Below are 17318 nucleotides of genomic sequence, written 5' to 3'. Positions count from 1 at the left end.
TGTCATCTCTTTGTCCATTATTTAATCATTTTAATGCACACAAGCACTGTGCGCAAGTGCAATAATCAACTCCATTTGCGCCATCCCTCCCTGCGCGCTAGCATGATATTTCACAAAGGGAGGTCGTATGGATCTGTTATACCGGGTAAAAACGCTTTGGGCCGCGCTGCGCGGTAATCATTACACCTGGCCTGCTATCGATATCTCTCTTCCCGGCAATTGCCATTTTCATCTGATTGGCAGTATTCATATGGGTAGCCACGATATGGCTCCCCTGCCCACCCGTTTGCTCAAAAAGCTCAAAAACGCCGATGCGCTGATCGTCGAGGCGGATGTTTCCACCAGCGATACGCCTTTTGCCAATTTGCCTGCCTGCGAGGCGCTGGAAGAGCGCATTAGCGAGGAGCAATTACAAAATCTGCAAAACATAAGCCAGGAGATGGGCATTTCTCCATCGCTCTTTTCCACCCAACCACTGTGGCAAATCGCGATGGTTCTTCAGGCAACGCAAGCGCAAAAACTGGGGCTGCGGGCAGAATACGGTATCGATTACCAGCTATTGCAGGTGGCGAAGCAACAACATAAACCCGTGATTGAACTGGAAGGGGCAGAAAACCAGATTGCCATGTTGCTCCAGCTCCCTGACAAAGGACTGGCGCTGCTGGACGATACGCTGACCCACTGGCACACCAATGCACGGTTGCTGCAACAAATGATGAGCTGGTGGCTGAATACGCCGCCGCAAAATAATGAAATAACGCTGCCTAATACGTTCAGTCAGTCGCTGTACGATGTGTTGATGCATCAGCGAAATCTCGCCTGGCGGGACAAATTACGCGCTATGCCGCCGGGGCGCTATGTGGTCGCGGTCGGTGCACTACACCTGTATGGAGAAGGGAATTTGCCACAAATGTTGCGCTAAAAAAATGGCCAATATCGCTATTGGCCCGTCAAAGAGGAATTTCATTTTTTTATTATTATGCCGTCACTTTAAGCGACGGTGTAACTCGATTGTCGCTCAATCTCACCATCCTGCCAATACTCTTAGGCAAGATGACTCTTTTTTTTGGACCGCCATCAGGCGTATGCTTGCTTCGTTTTTTTGTTTAAGGCAGGAAAATTACCATGACACCCGCAGTTAAATTACTCGAAAAAAACAAGATTTCGTTTCAGATCCATACCTACGAGCACGATCCGGCTGAAACCAATTTTGGCGATGAAGTCGTCAAAAAATTAGGTTTGAATCCGGATCAGGTCTACAAAACGCTGCTGGTGGCAGTGAACGGTGATATGAAACACCTTGCCGTGGCCGTTACGCCGGTCGCCGGTCAACTGGATCTTAAAAAAGTAGCAAAAGCGCTGGGTGCCAAGAAAGTTGAGATGGCCGATCCGATGGTCGCGCAGCGTTCGACGGGGTATCTGGTTGGGGGGATTAGCCCACTGGGGCAGAAAAAACGCCTGCCGACGATTATCGACGCCCCCGCGCAAGAGTTTGCCACTATTTTTGTTTCTGGCGGCAAGCGCGGGCTGGACATCGAACTGGCGGCAAGCGACCTGGCGAAGATCCTCGATGCCAAATTTGCTGATATCGCTCGTCGCGATTAAGTGATGCACACGGAAGATGAGATGTGGAAAGGATTACAGAGACATTAAGTATCGCTTGTGCAGATGAGATACCGGATATCGCCTTACTTCGGCAAACATCGAGAGAGAAGGTATTACATCTGCATTTTGCCAGCGAAGCAGAGAGGTATCGTGAGGAATTCGGGCTGGTGCTGAAAGCACAGCTCGATGAATTTGTTGTTGGCATGCATTCTGCCGACCCGGTTATCAGGATCGCCAGATTAATATCGCTTGAAGAGATTAACCGCCATCAGGATTTTTTCGAACACTGCGCGAAAGAATATCGTAAGCTGGCGACAGAGCTTATATTTGCATTGGCTGAACAACTGAATGTTGAGATGGCGGAAAATAACCCGCTAGTTACCTTTGCCCCCTTCAAATGCAACCGTAAGCGAAAAGGCAAAATGGGAAAGTGGCAGTATTGTTTTCACGGTTTTCATTGTGCATTTGAGAATAAAAAAACAGAGCAAAATATTGAAGTTCCCCTCGCCTACGGCTTTGATTTCGGCGATCTGGACCCGTATTTTTTTTCCGGATTTATCAAATCGACCCCCGACTGGCAGCCTCTGCCAGTGGCTATTTACGATGATTACCACGACGGCAGCAGGATCATTCAACAACTGCTGGCGCTGGGAAAGTTAGAAAAAATCCCTTCACCGATCCCACAATACACGGGGGTTGCTGCGGTAGATCGGTCCAATGTCGACATCGCAAATTTTCGCTCAACACTGGAGAGTCGCCTGCACCGATGTAAATTACGCTGGCTTTTGAAGCGTGTAAAAAATTCACAAAGGAGCGAAAGATGAAATTTGACCATCTTGTTGATGTTAGCTTCCACAATTTTGTCTTTAACGGAAAATTCGATTTTGTCGAACCGGGGCAAACAATGGCATGGCTGGAACAAAACTTTGTTGAGCCGGACTCTAAAAATGATATGGGAAATGGTTTTTATATCTGGCTATTTGGCAATGTTGAGTTTCATTTCGAAAGCAACAAGCTATATATGATTTGGTGCGATTATTTGAGCCAAATCCATTTGGGCAAAGCGATCCGATTTGATAAAGGAATATTGAATAACGTCGCTGAGTTGAACGTTACGCGTGTATTTAACATGCTTGTTAACGAAGGCGCTGATCTGCAAATCCGCCGTCAATCGCCCCATACACTATTAATCCACGTCAATCGCTCAGGCGTGACACTTTGGTTTGAAGCAGATGAAGAACAGTCTGGTGAACCGCAGAATTATATGCTGATGGCATTTGGTTTGACACATCGCGATTACGATGCAAGATTTCAATATTCATAAATGGCGGCGTCATATCATGACGCCGCGACGGGGTTCATTACTGCCAGCTCACCTCACCTTTCGGTTCATAAACACTCACATCCAGCGGCGAGTTTTTCTGGATATACGCTTTCAGCACTTCAGCATCAATAAAACCAGTATTCACATAGCCCGGTTTGTTATCCAGACGCGGATAGCCATCACCGCCAGTGGCATTGAAGTTTAATGTCGCCATACGGTAAGTTTTCACCGGATCGACCGGTTCGCCTTTGATTTTCAGGTCGTTCAGTTTGCCGTCTTTCGCCACAAAGCTAACGTTAGCAAATTGCGGATAGGCACCAGAATCAGGCTTCATTTGTGCGACAGCGGTCAGGTAATCAATCACCTCTTTACCGGTCATGTCGGCATACACCACCACATTGCCGAATGGCTGCACTTTCAGCACATTTTTATAGCTAATATCGCCTGCTTCGATAGAATCACGAATTCCGCCTCCGCTCATCACCGCAAAGTCGGCACCAGTGCGATCCATTTGTGCTGCCAGAATCAACCGCCCCATATTGGTCTGTACAAAACGCACTTTGCTGCGGTCGCCTTCCAGACGACCATTGGTTTCGCCTATTTTCACTTCCAGCTGCGCTTTGCCTTTGTTCTGGAACGGTGATAACAGCGAAATCATTTGCTGGTTTTCGGCGATTTCAGGGGTGTAAAGCACACGCTCGCTTTTCCCGTCTTCCCAGGTCACTTTCTTCTTCAGGTTTACCGGAATCAACTGGTAGTTGACCATTTTCATTTCGCCGTTGCGAAACTCAAAGTCGGCCCGACCAACGTACTTGCCCCACTCATGCGCCTGTACAATCCAGATGCCATTTTGTTGATCCGGTTTGCATGGCGTACCAGGAACGTAATCGACCTGTTTTTTATTTTCTGCCGCCATACAGACTGGATCTTGCGAGTGACCTCCGACGATCATCGCCAGCGATCCGGCAGGCAGCGCGCGTGCCATCTCCACATCGCCCGGTGCATTAGAGCCGTGCTCACCATTGTCGTAATGCCCCATATGGGTCGCCGCGATAATAATGTCTGGCTTTTCTGTCTGTTGCAGCTCCTGAATCACCAGCTTCGCTTCATCAGCGGGCTTACGAAATTCGATATCAGTGAAATATTCCGGATTACCAATTTTGGCTGTGTCATCGGTTGTCAGCCCAATAACGGCAATTTTCAGATCCTGACGCTTAAACAGCGCCCATGGTTTAAACAGGCGCTCGCCGGTACTTTTCTGGTAGATATTGGCGGAAAGCAACGGGAACTTAGCCCACTTTTCCTGCTGGCGTAATACGGTGAGCGGGTTATCAAATTCATGATTACCGATCGCCATTGCATCATAGCCCACCAGATTCATACCGCGAAAATCAGGTTCGGCATCCTGTAAGTCGGACTCGGGCACGCCAGTATTAATGTCGCCACCGGAAAGTAGCAGCACGCTACCACCTTCAGCCGCAACCTCTTTGCGAATACCGTCCACCAGCGTTTTTTGCGCCGCCAGACCATATTCGCCATATTCATTACGCCAGAAATGACCATGATGATCATTGGTATGCAGGATGGTGATTTTGTAGGTTTTATCCTGCTCATACGCCTGAGCGGTTTCACTCACCAGCGTAAAGGCGGCTAACAGTGCCAGTGCCACACCCCGTTGCAAAAACTTCATAATTCTCTCCCTGACCAGTTATTAACGTTTGAAATTACCGTGACCACACATAATAGACAAATCTGTTTTCAGAATTGAGGCTTCCGTCAAACGAACTGCGCAGGTATGTTAGTCAGGTAATAATCACAATTAAGATTTTCTTCACATCGCAACTCTGACAAAAGTGACTTTTCTATGGCAATCAGTGAACAAGCTCAACCAGTAGCACCTGCGAGCAAAGGACGGACATCGTTTCGAATTTTAGGCGCAATCAGCCTTTCTCACCTGCTAAACGATATGATCCAGTCGCTAATTCTGGCGATTTACCCTCTGCTACAAGCTGAATTCTCCCTGACATTTATGCAGATCGGTATGATTACGCTCACCTTCCAGCTAGCCTCTTCGCTGCTGCAACCAGTGGTCGGCTACTGGACGGATAAATACCCGATGCCATGGTCGTTGCCGATTGGCATGTGCTTTACCTTAAGCGGTCTTGTGCTGCTGGCGCTGGCGGGCAGTTTTGGTGCAGTTCTGCTGGCGGCGGCGTTGGTCGGCACTGGTTCGTCGGTCTTTCACCCGGAATCCTCACGCGTGGCCCGAATGGCGTCTGGTGGCCGTCATGGTCTGGCGCAATCTATCTTCCAGGTCGGCGGTAATTTTGGCAGTTCACTTGGGCCCTTGCTGGCGGCGGTAATTATCGCGCCTTATGGCAAAGGTAACGTTGCGTGGTTTGTACTGGCTGCTCTTTTAGCTATCGTGGTGCTGGCGCAAATCAGCCGCTGGTATGCTACGCAGCATTTAGCCAATAAAGGCAAACCAAAAGCGACGATGATAAGTCCTTTGCCACGCAATAAAGTTGTGCTGGCAGTAAGTATCTTGCTAATCCTGATTTTTTCAAAATACTTCTATATGGCGAGCATCAGCAGCTATTACACCTTTTATTTGATGCAAAAGTTTGGTTTATCCGTACAAAATGCGCAGATTCATCTGTTTGCATTCCTGTTTGCCGTGGCTGCGGGGACTATGATTGGCGGGCCAGTAGGTGACAGAATAGGAAGAAAATATGTAATTTGGGGCTCTATCCTCGGTGTTGCACCTTTTACCCTGCTTTTACCCTACGTAACCCTTTACTGGACGGGTATTTTAACGGTCATCATTGGTTTTATCCTTGCGTCTGCATTTTCTGCCATCCTCGTTTATGCTCAGGAGCTACTTCCAGGGCGTATTGGTATGGTTTCCGGGCTGTTTTTCGGTTTTGCTTTCGGCATGGGAGGCCTGGGGGCCGCAGTGTTGGGGCTCATTGCGGACCATACCAGTATCGAGTTAGTCTATAAAATCTGTGCTTTCCTGCCTCTTTTGGGCATCCTCACCATATTCTTACCTGATAATCAGCATAAAGCGTGATTTTCTTGCGGCCAAAGTTAAACTTTGGCCGCCACCTTTCCAATAGTCATAAGCCTTTCCTCTTCTTTTATCTCCACACGTTCCCCATCCGTGCTTTTTTGATGGCTAATTCCATTTTTCTGCAAAATTCAACAATTATTCATAAACATAATCATTAGATTTGTCATAAACTATTACTTGTACTTTTGGTTTTACGCCAAAAAAGGATCACCACCACAACTAAAGGAGACGGAATGCATCACGCCACCCCGCTTATCACCACCATTGTTGGCGGCCTTGTGCTCGCTTTTATCCTCGGCATGATTGCTAATAAACTGCGTATTTCTCCTCTGGTGGGATATTTGTTAGCGGGCGTGCTGGCTGGCCCTTTTACCCCAGGTTTTGTTGCTGATACCAAGCTCGCGCCGGAACTGGCGGAGCTGGGCGTTATTCTGCTGATGTTCGGCGTCGGTTTGCACTTTTCGCTGAAGGATTTGATGGCGGTAAAGGCCATCGCCATTCCCGGCGCGATCGCCCAGATAGCCGTGGCGACGCTGCTGGGTATGGCGCTCTCCGCCGTGCTGGGCTGGTCGTTAATGACCGGTATCGTGTTCGGTTTATGTCTTTCCACCGCCAGTACCGTGGTGTTACTGCGCGCACTTGAAGAACGGCAATTAATAGACAGCCAGCGTGGGCAAATCGCCATCGGTTGGTTGATTGTGGAAGACCTGGTCATGGTTCTGACGCTGGTATTGCTGCCCGCAGTAGCAGGAATGATGGAACAGGGTGATGTGGGCTTTGCGACGCTGGCCGTTGATATGGGAATCACCATTGGCAAGGTGATCGCATTTATCGCCATTATGATGCTGGTAGGTCGCCGTCTGGTGCCGTGGATTATGGCACGCAGCGCGGCAACCGGTTCCCGCGAGCTGTTTACCCTGTCGGTGCTGGCGCTGGCGTTAGGGATTGCCTTTGGTGCGGTGGAGCTGTTTGATGTCTCCTTTGCACTCGGTGCGTTCTTTGCCGGGATGGTACTGAACGAGTCTGAACTGAGTCACCGTGCTGCCCACGATACGCTGCCATTACGCGACGCGTTTGCGGTGCTGTTTTTTGTCTCCGTCGGAATGCTGTTTGATCCGTTAATTCTGATTCAGCAACCACTGGCGGTGCTAGCGACGCTGGCGATTATTCTGTTTGGTAAGTCATTAGCCGCGTTTTTCCTGGTGCGACTGTTTGGTCACTCTCAACGTACGGCATTAACTATCGCCGCCAGCCTGGCGCAAATTGGTGAGTTCGCTTTTATCCTGGCGGGGCTGGGGATGGCGCTGGATCTGTTGCCGCAGGCCGGACAAAACCTGGTGCTGGCAGGGGCAATCCTGTCGATTATGCTTAACCCGGTGCTGTTCGCGCTGCTGGAGAAATATCTGGCGAAGACCGAAACGCTGGAAGAGCAGACGCTGGAAGAAGCTATCGAAGAGGAGAAGCAGATTCCGGTGGATATCTGCAACCATGCGCTGCTGGTAGGTTATGGTCGTGTGGGCAGCCTGCTGGGGGAGAAATTGCTCGCCTCTGATATTCCTTTAGTGGTGATTGAGACGTCACGTACTCGCGTCGATGAACTGCGCGAGCGCGGGGTCCGCGCAGTATTGGGCAATGCGGCGAACGAAGAAATTATGCAACTGGCGCATCTGGAATGTGCAAAATGGCTGATCCTGACGATTCCCAACGGTTATGAAGCAGGCGAGATTGTGGCGTCTGCCCGCGCGAAAAATCCGGATATTGAGATTATTGCCCGCGCCCATTATGACGATGAAGTGGCGTATATCACCGAACGTGGCGCGAATCAGGTGGTAATGGGCGAGCGTGAAATCGCCCGCACTATGCTGGAACTGCTGGAAACGCCACCGGCGGGTGAAGTGGTGACGGGGTAAGACATTGATTTCATTTCCGGATGATTACCCGGCATTGGGGACAATCAATTCTGAGGCTTCGTCCCATGAAATGAATCCTTCTTCCCACCAGGTACGATCAAGCTGCCCTTGATCAGGCTGAATATTTGCAGCATCTTCATGAAAATAGCGGCAGGCTCGTTCCCGGGCCTGCTCCGCCAGTTTTGCAGTGGTATAAATGCCGAGGAAAGCATAATCATCGGCCTCATCATCACGAATATGCCACAGGCTGTACACCATCGGCTCGACAAGATCGTCTACCTGTGTAACGGGAAAATCTCCCCAGAGATCCTGGTTTAGGATGTATTCAATAAACTGAAAATTTTCCGGGTAATCCACAAAACCAGGCTTATTTTCCACCTCCTTTTTGGCCTGCAAGGCCAGTTCATAACGGGTATAAATGCCGATACCTTTCATTTCGCCAAAATGCGTATGTTGCAGATACCATACCGTTTGCATTCTATGCATCCATGTCAGAAGTAAAAAAAGACGCCGGTATTGGCTGCCAGTGCCCGGCGTGTTTGTATTAGCAAGATATTTAGGAATGAATTTTCAGGATGGGTGATGAGCGTTTGCTCAATAAGCGCGCCATGTGCTTAAGCTTACGTATATCCGTGACATACTCATCTTCAAAGTCATTGATACAGATATGTAAAGTGCCGTTGAGCAAGGTAATGAACAGATCGCTTGGCTTGCAGCAATCATAATCAAGACGTTCCATTGCCTGTTGTGTGAGCGGCACAGAAATGTATTTCATCTTGCTGCTTCCCTGGATTGTCCTGGTTGGAAAAACCACTATGTTGGAAACACCACCGGCGGTTGAAGTGGTAACGGGTCAAGACATTGACACCATAGCCGGATGTGATGCTAACGCATCCGGCAAGGGCGTGCTATCTTCCGCTGGTCGGATAAAGCGTTTACACCGCATCCGACAGTCATCAGTCCGATAACTTAACGATCCCAGTAAGACTCTTCCAGGCTGTCTTCACGCTCCGGCAAGCCGCGCGTTAAACGAGGTGAATGCTGGTTCAGTACCTGATAGCTCACACGGTTAGCATATTTACACACCTGCGCTAATGACGAATACGTCAACCAGGTGAATTTATGTTTGCTGGAGTTTGGTACGTTGCTACGGTGATAACTGTTAGCAGTAATGTCATGCAACAACGCTGCCAGTGCGCCATCCCCCGCTCCGTTAGTGTTCATGATTTTTTCCGGCCCGCCCATGTACGGCGCAATGTGCGAATAGACACGCAACGGATTCTGACAATCCTTGTGGCGCATGGCGCGGCTAAACTCATACTGGTTAAATTCCGCGATAGCGCCCGGCAGCAGCGGATGCTGGGTTTTGCGTTTCGCTTCGTCTTCAGTAAAGCCCGCCATATACAAGCCGATTGGCCCGGCAGTGCATAGCACCAGATCAACCCAGTCCAGCGCCTTGTCAGATGCCAACAACGGATCGCTTTCTCCGGTCAACGCTTCGGCTTCATCTTCGTTCATCGCAAGGATAGAGACGTGATCTTTGAGGAATTGCTGCCACCACTGCGGATTCTCGGCAATGACAAACTTGGTACCCAGTGTCAGTACCACCGGTACGTTATATTTCTTCGCGTACTCAATGGCTTTCATGGTTGCTTCCGGCATCGGTTCACCCGGCTTGCAGCGCACCAGATAAGAGGTGAGAACCAGCGCCGAGGCTCCGGCAATCACATCTTCCGGGATGCTTTCTGCCCGCAGCTGATTCATATGTCCAGGGCTGATAGCAAAGGTACGTTCCCCAGACTCGCCAATCAGGGTAAAGCAGCGACCAATCGGGCCGTCCACGCCTTGCAGATAGTTAAGATCGGTACGGCTGGAGGTGTTACACAGGTAACGATAGGCATAGCTGCCAATTTCAATATTGCTGCACATGACGCCCAGCAGCACCGAACGGTCGTCCGCGAGCACCGAGTAGTTGTGCATGGTGTTACCAATGGTGCCACCCGCAAACTGATGAGTAATCAGGTTTTTCTGTTTCAGCTCCTGATAAAGTGCTTCGGCAACATCATCCTCAATCACCAGTGAATGCCCGGCGCTTAATCCATAACGCTCAATGAACTCATCATCCACTTTCGCTTCAATATCGACCAGCGTTTGATCGATACCCACTACCCAGGCAGCGCTGGTTTCGTTTTCTGGCTGGAATTGCTGAAGCAGCGGATCGCGTGCGTTTACGGGAAAATAATGTTTGGATTTACGTTTGCCGGGAAATTTCATGGTTGTTTTTACGGGTGGTTAACTGAGCGGCGAATGTTAGCACATTCACACCTGAACGCGCGATACACACTCGGCTTTCAATATCGGACGGCGGGATCGCATTTTGCTAGTGGCGGTTTATTACAATGACGTAATTTGGAAGGAGTTTTTTATGAAACCGGAAAACAAATTACCCGTTCTGGAGCTCATTTCTGCTGAAATGAAGGCAGTTGTGAATACTTTTCAGGCGGATTTGCCGCCCTGGCCCGCAACGGGAACGATTGCAGAGCAACGTCAGTATTACACGCTTGAGCGCCGACTCTGGAATGCGGGCGCTCCAGAAATGGCAACCAGCGCTTACATGGTTCCCACACCTTATGGTCAGGTCGAGACTCGCCTCTACTCACCCAAAAGTCACAGCCCGGCGACACTATTTTATCTGCATGGTGGTGGTTTTATTCTCGGCAATCTTGATACCCACGATCGGATTATGCGACTGCTGGCAAGTTACACCCAATGTACAGTGATTGGTATTGCTTACACTCTTTCGCCGGAAGCACGTTTTCCGCAGGCAATAGAGGAAATTGTGGCTGCCTGTTGCCACTTCCACCAGCAGGCAGAGGATTATCAAATCAATATGTCACGCATTGGTTTTGCCGGTGATTCTGCAGGCGCAATGCTGGCGCTCGCCAGTGCGTTGTGGTTGCGTGATAAACAGATAGATTGCGGTGAAGTTGCGGGCGTTTTGCTGTGGTATGGGCTTTACGGATTACGGGATTCCGTGACTCGTCGTCTGTTGGGCGGTGTTTGGGATGGCTTAACGCAAGAGGATTTACAGATGTATGAAGAGGCGTATTTAAGCCACGACACAGACCGCGAGTCGCCGTATTACTGCCTGTTTAATAATGATCTCACCCGCGAAGTACCGCCCTGCTTTATCGCTGGGGCAGAGTTCGACCCTCTGCTGGATGACAGCCGTCTGCTTTACCAGACGTTAGCGGCACATCAGCAGCCTTGTAAGTTCAAACTCTACCCAGGCACGCTGCACGCCTTTTTGCATTATTCACGGATGATGAAAACCGCCGACGATGCTCTTCGCGACGGCGCTCAGTTCTTTAGCGATACGCTGCAACAAGACTAGCCATCATTTCGATATGTTCCGGTGCGGCATTAAGCGCCGGAATATATTCGTATTTTTTCCCGCCCGCACCGAGGAAGACTTCACGGTTTTGCTCGGCAATCTCTTCCAGCGTCTCCAGACAATCCGCCGCAAAGCCCGGACACATCACCTGGATATGACCGACACCTTTTTCTCCGAGCATTTTCAGTGTTTCGTCGGTATAAGGCATCAACCAGGGTTCCCGACCAAAGCGTGACTGATAGGTCATCATCACTTTTTCCGGTGCCATCCCCAGCGCGGAAGCCAGTTCGCGAGTCGTTGTGCGACAACGTTGCGGGTAATCATCGCCTTCATCGGCATAACGCTGGGGAATACCATGATAAGAGAGCAGCAGTAGATCCGGTTCGCCATGTTTAGCGAAAGAGGCACGTACGCTGTTCGCCAGTGCATTAATGTAATCGTGGTTATCGGCGTAATCACGAATAAACGATATCCCCGGAATGCTACGTTTGCGCGCCAGAATGCGTGCCAGCTCATCCCATACCGCACCGACCGTTGAACAGGAGTATTGCGGATAAAGCGGCAGCACCACGATATGATCTACATGTTCTGCCAGTAGTTCATCTACGGCGCTTTCCAGTGATGGCGAGCCATAACTCATTCCCAGCGCCACGGGCATATCCGGTAAGCGTTGTGCCAGCGCCTGCTGTTGCTGACGGCTGTAAACCATCAGCGGCGAGCCACCTTCCATCCAGACAGAGGCATACAACTTCGCCACACGCGGCGAGCGCAGCGGCAAAATTACGCCGCGCAGCAACGGCCACCACAACAGCCGTGAGGTATCAACCACGCGTCTGTCGCTTAAAAATTGTTTCAGGTAGCGTTTTACCGCTTCAGGAGTGGGGGCATCGGGTGTACCCAGGTTTGCCAGCAGAATACCGGTTTTAGTTTGACGCATTACCGCCTCTTATCGATTCAACTTGTTGATAATTGTAGCGGAAAAGTGAAGAAGAAGAACTAATTGCTGCAAGAGGTATTGCCTGAGGAGAATGAGCAGACCTGCCCGAAAGCAGATCTGCTGCGGCTTGATTAGCCGAGGATTTTTTCCAGATCAGCGCGAACTTCAGCAACCGGTTTGGTGCCGTCAACTTTCGCGTATTTGGTGTTACCCGCTTCCGCTTCTTTTGAGTAGTAGCCAATCAGCGGTGCAGTCATCTGATGGTATTCAACCAGACGTTTACGTACGGTTTCTTCCTGGTCGTCTTTACGGGTAGTCAGTTCTTCACCGGTAACGTCGTCTTTGCCTTCTACTTTCGGCGGATTGAATTTAACGTGATAAACACGGCCAGACGGCGCGTGAACACGGCGACCCACAATACGGTCAACGATCAGTTCGTCCGGCACGTCAAATTCCAGAACGTAATCAACATTGATGCCCGCTTCTTTCATTGCATCAGCCTGCGGAATGGTTCGCGGGAAGCCATCAAGCAGGAAACCGTTACGGCAGTCTTCCTGAGCAATACGCTCTTTAACCAGTGCGATAACCAGTTCGTCAGTGACCAGTTTCCCCGCATCCATAATGTCTTTTGCTTGTTTACCCAGCTCGGAGCCAGATTTGACCGCAGCACGCAGCATATCACCCGTGGAGATTTGCGGAATACCATATTTCTCCATGATGAACTGAGCCTGAGTCCCTTTACCCGCGCCCGGAGCGCCAAGCAGAATGATACGCATTGCGAAAATCCCCTTAAGTGTCGAATTTTTTATAAAAGCGCTAAACGATACCACCATCAGGCGTTTGCCTCAAGAAAGGCCCCTGACGCTGAAACGGTTAAAGGTGAGATATTTTTATGGAAAGGACGATTTGCCGCTGTCTTATCAGGCGACTCAGATTTTTGCGTTGGGTTGAGAGAGGCAGTAAATGATGTCTCTTGAACAACGATTTGCTCAAGAGACAACCGAAATGACGCCACAAAATTGCGGTTTAAATTGCCGCGTCGTCCTCTTCACCAGTACGGATACGAATGACCCGTGCCACGTCAAAGACGAAAATTTTACCGTCACCGATTTTGCCGGTTTGCGCCGTGCGAATAATCGTATCTACGCAGATATCGACAATGTCGTCCGGCACGACAATCTCAATTTTTACCTTCGGCAGAAAATCCACCATATACTCCGCGCCGCGATACAGCTCGGTATGGCCTTTCTGACGGCCAAAACCTTTCACCTCGGTGACCGTCATGCCGGTAATGCCGACTTCAGCCAGTGCTTCGCGGACATCGTCCAGCTTGAAGGGTTTAATAATCGCATCAATCTTTTTCATGCTATTCCTTGAAAAGGTCGCCTGTCTTTTGATCTGCTAAACGTAACACATTACGCCGATTCATTCCTTGAAATCGTTTGCATCCAGCTCGTGTCGGGAAAGCAGTTTATAAAATTCTGTCCGGTTGCGCCCCGCCATTCTCGCCGCGTGGGTGACATTACCTTTGGTGATTTGCAGCAGCTTACGCAAGTAGTTGAGTTCAAACTGATTACGCGCTTCGACAAATGTTGGCAGAGCCGTATTTTCGCCCTCCAGCGCCTGCTCGACTAACGCATCACTAATTACCGGAGATGATGTCAGCGCCACGCACTGTTCAATCACGTTGACCAACTGGCGCACGTTGCCCGGCCAGCTCGCGGTCATCAGGCGTTTCATTGCATCGGTGGAGAACGCGCGGACAAATGGTTTATGTCGCTCTGCCGCCTGGCGCAACAGGTGATTTGCCAGTAGCGGAATGTCTTCTGTGCGCTCCGCCAATGCCGGAATTTTCAGACTGACAACGTTGAGGCGATAGTAGAGATCTTCACGGAATTCCCCGCGCGCCATCGCCTTTGGCAGGTCACGGTGAGTGGCGGAAATAATCCGCACGTCGATATCAATATCGCGGTTGCTGCCCAGCGGGCGCACTTTGCGCTCCTGCAACACGCGTAGCAGTTTGACCTGCAACGGTGCGGGCATGTCGCCAATCTCATCGAGAAACAGCGTACCGCCTTCCGCCGCCTGGAATAAACCTTCGCGATTGCTGACAGCGCCAGTAAACGCACCGCGCGCATGACCAAACAGCTCGGACTCCAGTAATTGCTCGGGTAATGCGCCACAGTTAATAGCAATAAACGGCTTGCTGTTGCGCGGGCTGGCGTTGTGGATCGCCTGGGCAAAAATCTCTTTCCCGGTACCGCTCTGACCGTTAATCAAAACGCTAACATCTGACTGCGCCACCAGCCTCGCCTGTTCCAACAAGCGCAACATTAACGGACTACGAGTGACAATCGCCTCGCGCCAGCGTTCGTCGGTAGTGGGAGCTGATTGCTCCAGAGCATCGTCAATTGCCTGATACAGCGCGTCTTTATCGACAGGCTTGGTGAGGAAACTGAACACGCCCTGCTGTGTCGCGGCAACGGCATCGGGAATGGAACCATGGGCGGTAAGAATAATTACCGGCATTCCCGGCTGCACTTTCTGGATTTCGGCAAACAACTGCATACCGTCCATTTCATCCATCCGCAGGTCGCTGATGACTAAATCTACTTTTTCGCGATTCAGTACCCGCAATCCTTCAGCTCCACTTTCTGCCGTGACCACGCTGTAGCCTTCGCTGGTCAGACGCAGGCCAAGCAGTTTCAGCAATCCTGGATCGTCATCGACCAGTAATAAATGCGCAGGTTTATGGCTCATCAGGAGTGACCTCATGGGTAGATGGCGCGGGCTTTTCACTCTCGTGCTGCGTATCCGGCGAGAAATTGCCAGCCGGTTTGCGGTTCGAGAGCTGACGTTCAATATCGGTCAGATTTTCCAGCTTGCGGGTGGTGAGCTCCAGTTGCTGCTGTAGAACGTGATGTTGCTGGCGCAAAGTATCCAGTTCGCTGTCGCTGGACTGCTGGAGTTTGCTGTAGCGTTGGCGCTCTTCCGCCAGTTGCAGTTGCAGCGCCTGACCGTCGCGCCAGAGTTGATACAGTGGGCGAACCTGTGCCGGGATCTCGATACTTAACGCATCAATGCGCGCGACCAGCTGGCGGCGCTCATAAGGCGTAATTTTGGCGTCGGCGAGCAAAATCCCTTGTTTGAAGGTATTTTGCCAGCTGCCGTCGTCATATTGGCGGGCTTGCTGACGCGACTGCGCAGGCATTAAACGATCAGCACAATCCATCGCCCGCAGCCAGTAAAGCGGATTGGTTTCGGTTGATTTACCTTGCAGTGCCCAGATGTCGCTACATTCAGTAGAAAGATAGTCAGCCAGTTGATAAACCGGAATTTTTTCTTCTGCTGGCGCATCAATAGCTGGCTTATTGTGACTCTGCACGCAACCCAGCAATGCCAGACATGGCAGCCCTGCCAGCCATAGCCGTCGGGGCAATAATCGTTGAAAAATGTGTCGCATATTCACCAGACTTAAAACCTATCCCAGTGGGCGTAATTGTTGCAGGCAGTTTGGACATGGACAGCGCGGAGAAACCAGAGCGTACACGTAGTACGTAATGATTTCGAGCACTGCACGGGGCCAAACTGGCAAATAAAATAGCCTGATGGGATAGGCTCTTAACATTATTTCGTGTTTTTCGACGACGGTAATTCAATGCGGAAGCAAACCTCTTGCCCGCTCTCGTCGACCAGATACAGTTCCCCCTGCATACGGCGAATACAATCCCTGGCAATGCTTAATCCCAGACCGCTGCCCTTCACCGCCCCTTTTCGCTGGTGGCTTCCCTGAAAAAAGGGTTCGAAGATCATGGCGCGTTCCTCTTGCGGAATGGGTGTGCCTGTATTGATGACATCAATATAAACCCGCGCGCCATGTAAACTGCTGCGAAGGCAAATGTTACCGGATTCAGCCCCGTAGTGCACCGCATTGGAGTAAAGATTATCCAGTACGCTCATCAGCAGCATTGGCTCCGCCAGGCAAGCAGTTGCTTTGAGATCGACGTCGGTATGCATCATTTTAGCCCGTGCGGGCAGGCTATGAGCAGAAACCACTGTCTCCACCAGTGGCGCTAACTCAACATTCTCCAGTTCCACTGCACCGTCCGCCTGTTTACGGTTGTAATCAAGCAGTTGTTCGATCAGTTTTTGCAAATTGCGGCTGCTGCTATCAAGGATGCTCACCACCTCTTTTTGCTCGGGCGTAAGCGGCCCGACAACCTGGTCAGCCAGTAATTCAGTGCCCTCGCGCATACTCGCCAGCGGGGTTTTTAATTCATGAGATAAATGTCTTAAGAATTGATGGCGCTGGGATTCCAACCATGACAGGCGCTCACTTAACCAAAGAATACGTTGCCCAACCGAGCGTAACTCACTCGGCCCACTGAACGAAACGCTATTGCCCAGAGAACGCCCTTCCCCCAGACGGTTGATCATCCGTTCAATATTTTTCACCGGGCCGATAATCATCCGCGTGAAGAGCAGCACCATCACCAGACTTACCAGAAATAACACCAGCGATTGCCAACCAAAATATTGCCCACGTTCGGCGATTTCACGCTGAAGCTGCTGTCCGCGAGAGAACACCACTGTGCGCGTGGCCTGTACTATTTCGGTATTGGCACTGGCAAAGGCTTCAAGACGCGCGGCGGCAGCAGCATCGGGACCGCTGTTGTTACACTGAAGTTGAGCCAGATTGTTCAAATCCTGACGTAATGCCTGGTAGAGTTTATCGTTCGGCAGTACGCCTGCGTGGGCATCGAGCATTTCGCTGTAACGCTTGCGCTGGCTTTGATAAACCTTCGCCAGAGTTGGGTCGTCCAGCACGCAATACTGACGGTAGCTACGCTCCATCTCCAGCGCCGCGTTGGTCATCGCTTCACTACGTCTGGCATCAATAAGCGTAGTGCGGTTAACCAGCGCCGCCTGATCGCTAAGCGCATTCAGGCTTTGCCAGGCTTGCCATGCCAGCACCAACAGGGGCAGCAGAATCAGCAAAAATGCCAGCATTACCAGTTGTCGTAATGAGCGGGGAAAAACGGGCCAGCGTTTCAAGGTGCTACTCTCGTCAGACG

Annotated in this window: 17 protein-coding genes; 7 read left to right on the top strand and 10 right to left on the bottom strand. The window is 50.7% G+C overall.

Annotated features, from left to right (window positions below):
* Positions 1–127 precede the first annotated feature (127 nt).
* The 4 genes from EFER_RS02825 (at position 128) to EFER_RS02810 (ending at position 2929) form a co-directional block, all read left to right on the top strand.
* Entirely contained in the window at positions 128–922 is a 795-nt protein-coding gene (locus EFER_RS02825; RefSeq protein ID WP_000365145.1) for a TraB/GumN family protein, read from the top strand.
* Between the two features lie 203 nt (positions 923–1125).
* On the top strand, positions 1126–1605 hold the full coding sequence (ybaK, locus tag EFER_RS02820) for a Cys-tRNA(Pro)/Cys-tRNA(Cys) deacylase YbaK (protein WP_000186628.1): 480 nt from the start codon (positions 1126–1128) through the stop codon (positions 1603–1605).
* Between the two features lie 23 nt (positions 1606–1628).
* On the top strand, positions 1629–2429 hold the full coding sequence (locus EFER_RS02815; RefSeq protein WP_000439795.1) for a DUF6896 domain-containing protein: 801 nt from the start codon (positions 1629–1631) through the stop codon (positions 2427–2429).
* Positions 2426–2929, top strand: coding sequence for a hypothetical protein (locus EFER_RS02810; RefSeq protein WP_000667001.1), 504 nt, complete (start codon positions 2426–2428; stop codon positions 2927–2929). The genes EFER_RS02815 and EFER_RS02810 overlap by 4 nt, the downstream gene beginning before the upstream one ends.
* 37 nt (positions 2930–2966) lie before the next feature.
* Here EFER_RS02810 and ushA read toward each other — a convergent pair whose 3' ends face one another.
* Complete coding sequence (gene ushA / locus EFER_RS02805) at positions 2967–4619, bottom strand: bifunctional UDP-sugar hydrolase/5'-nucleotidase (RefSeq protein ID WP_000670595.1); 1653 nt, start codon at positions 4617–4619, stop codon at positions 2967–2969.
* A gap of 174 nt (positions 4620–4793) precedes the next feature.
* Here ushA and EFER_RS02800 point away from each other — a divergent pair, with 174 nt between their 5' ends.
* Both EFER_RS02800 and ybaL read left to right on the top strand, forming a co-directional pair.
* Positions 4794–6002, top strand: a complete 1209-nt coding sequence (locus tag EFER_RS02800) for an MFS transporter (protein WP_001007961.1) — start codon at positions 4794–4796, stop codon at positions 6000–6002.
* A 233-nt stretch (positions 6003–6235) separates the two neighbouring features.
* Positions 6236–7912 (top strand): YbaL family putative K(+) efflux transporter, encoded by a 1677-nt coding sequence (gene ybaL, locus EFER_RS02795; RefSeq protein WP_000546193.1) that lies wholly within the window; start codon positions 6236–6238, stop codon positions 7910–7912.
* A 24-nt stretch (positions 7913–7936) separates the two neighbouring features.
* Here ybaL and EFER_RS02790 read toward each other — a convergent pair whose 3' ends face one another.
* The 3 genes from EFER_RS02790 to gsk all read right to left on the bottom strand — a co-directional run bounded on the left by EFER_RS02790 (position 7937) and on the right by gsk (position 10186).
* Positions 7937–8389 (bottom strand): hypothetical protein, encoded by a 453-nt coding sequence (locus EFER_RS02790; protein WP_001195402.1) that lies wholly within the window; start codon positions 8387–8389, stop codon positions 7937–7939.
* 79 nt (positions 8390–8468) lie between these two features.
* Positions 8469–8687, bottom strand: coding sequence for a hypothetical protein (locus EFER_RS02785; RefSeq protein WP_000875259.1), 219 nt, complete (start codon positions 8685–8687; stop codon positions 8469–8471).
* A gap of 194 nt (positions 8688–8881) precedes the next feature.
* Positions 8882–10186, bottom strand: coding sequence for an inosine/guanosine kinase (gene gsk / locus EFER_RS02780; protein WP_000671574.1), 1305 nt, complete (start codon positions 10184–10186; stop codon positions 8882–8884).
* Between the two features lie 151 nt (positions 10187–10337).
* Between gsk and aes the strand changes: the two genes are divergently transcribed.
* Positions 10338–11306, top strand: coding sequence for an acetyl esterase (gene aes / locus EFER_RS02775; protein ID WP_000801855.1), 969 nt, complete (start codon positions 10338–10340; stop codon positions 11304–11306).
* Here the strand turns inward: aes and hemH are convergent.
* The 6 genes from hemH to qseE all read right to left on the bottom strand — a co-directional run bounded on the left by hemH (position 11281) and on the right by qseE (position 17298).
* The gene (gene hemH, locus EFER_RS02770; RefSeq protein WP_001250100.1) at positions 11281–12243 is read right to left on the bottom strand and encodes a ferrochelatase; all 963 of its coding nucleotides are present in this window, start codon (positions 12241–12243) and stop codon (positions 11281–11283) included. The genes aes and hemH overlap by 26 nt on opposite strands.
* A gap of 131 nt (positions 12244–12374) precedes the next feature.
* Positions 12375–13019 carry an adenylate kinase gene (adk, locus tag EFER_RS02765; RefSeq protein ID WP_001220233.1) on the bottom strand — a complete coding sequence of 215 codons (645 nt, stop codon included), beginning with the start codon at positions 13017–13019 and terminating at the stop codon, positions 12375–12377.
* Between the two features lie 250 nt (positions 13020–13269).
* Complete coding sequence (gene glnB / locus EFER_RS02755; protein ID WP_000717691.1) at positions 13270–13608, bottom strand: nitrogen regulatory protein P-II; 339 nt, start codon at positions 13606–13608, stop codon at positions 13270–13272.
* Between the two features lie 60 nt (positions 13609–13668).
* On the bottom strand, positions 13669–15003 hold the full coding sequence (gene glrR / locus EFER_RS02750; RefSeq protein WP_012599921.1) for a two-component system response regulator GlrR: 1335 nt from the start codon (positions 15001–15003) through the stop codon (positions 13669–13671).
* On the bottom strand, positions 14993–15706 hold the full coding sequence (gene qseG, locus EFER_RS02745; RefSeq protein ID WP_001215868.1) for a two-component system QseEF-associated lipoprotein QseG: 714 nt from the start codon (positions 15704–15706) through the stop codon (positions 14993–14995). Before qseG ends, glrR begins: the two co-directional genes overlap by 11 nt.
* A 164-nt stretch (positions 15707–15870) precedes the next feature.
* The gene (gene qseE / locus EFER_RS02740) at positions 15871–17298 is read right to left on the bottom strand and encodes a two component system sensor histidine kinase QseE/GlrK (protein WP_012599920.1); all 1428 of its coding nucleotides are present in this window, start codon (positions 17296–17298) and stop codon (positions 15871–15873) included.
* Between the last annotated feature and the right edge of the window lie 20 nt (positions 17299–17318).

It is taken from the genome of Escherichia fergusonii ATCC 35469, assembly GCF_000026225.1.
GTDB classification, from domain to species: Bacteria; Pseudomonadota; Gammaproteobacteria; order Enterobacterales; family Enterobacteriaceae; genus Escherichia; species Escherichia fergusonii.
The sequence above is the reverse complement of the archived record's forward strand: the minus strand, read 5'-3'. Positions and strand labels throughout refer to the sequence as shown.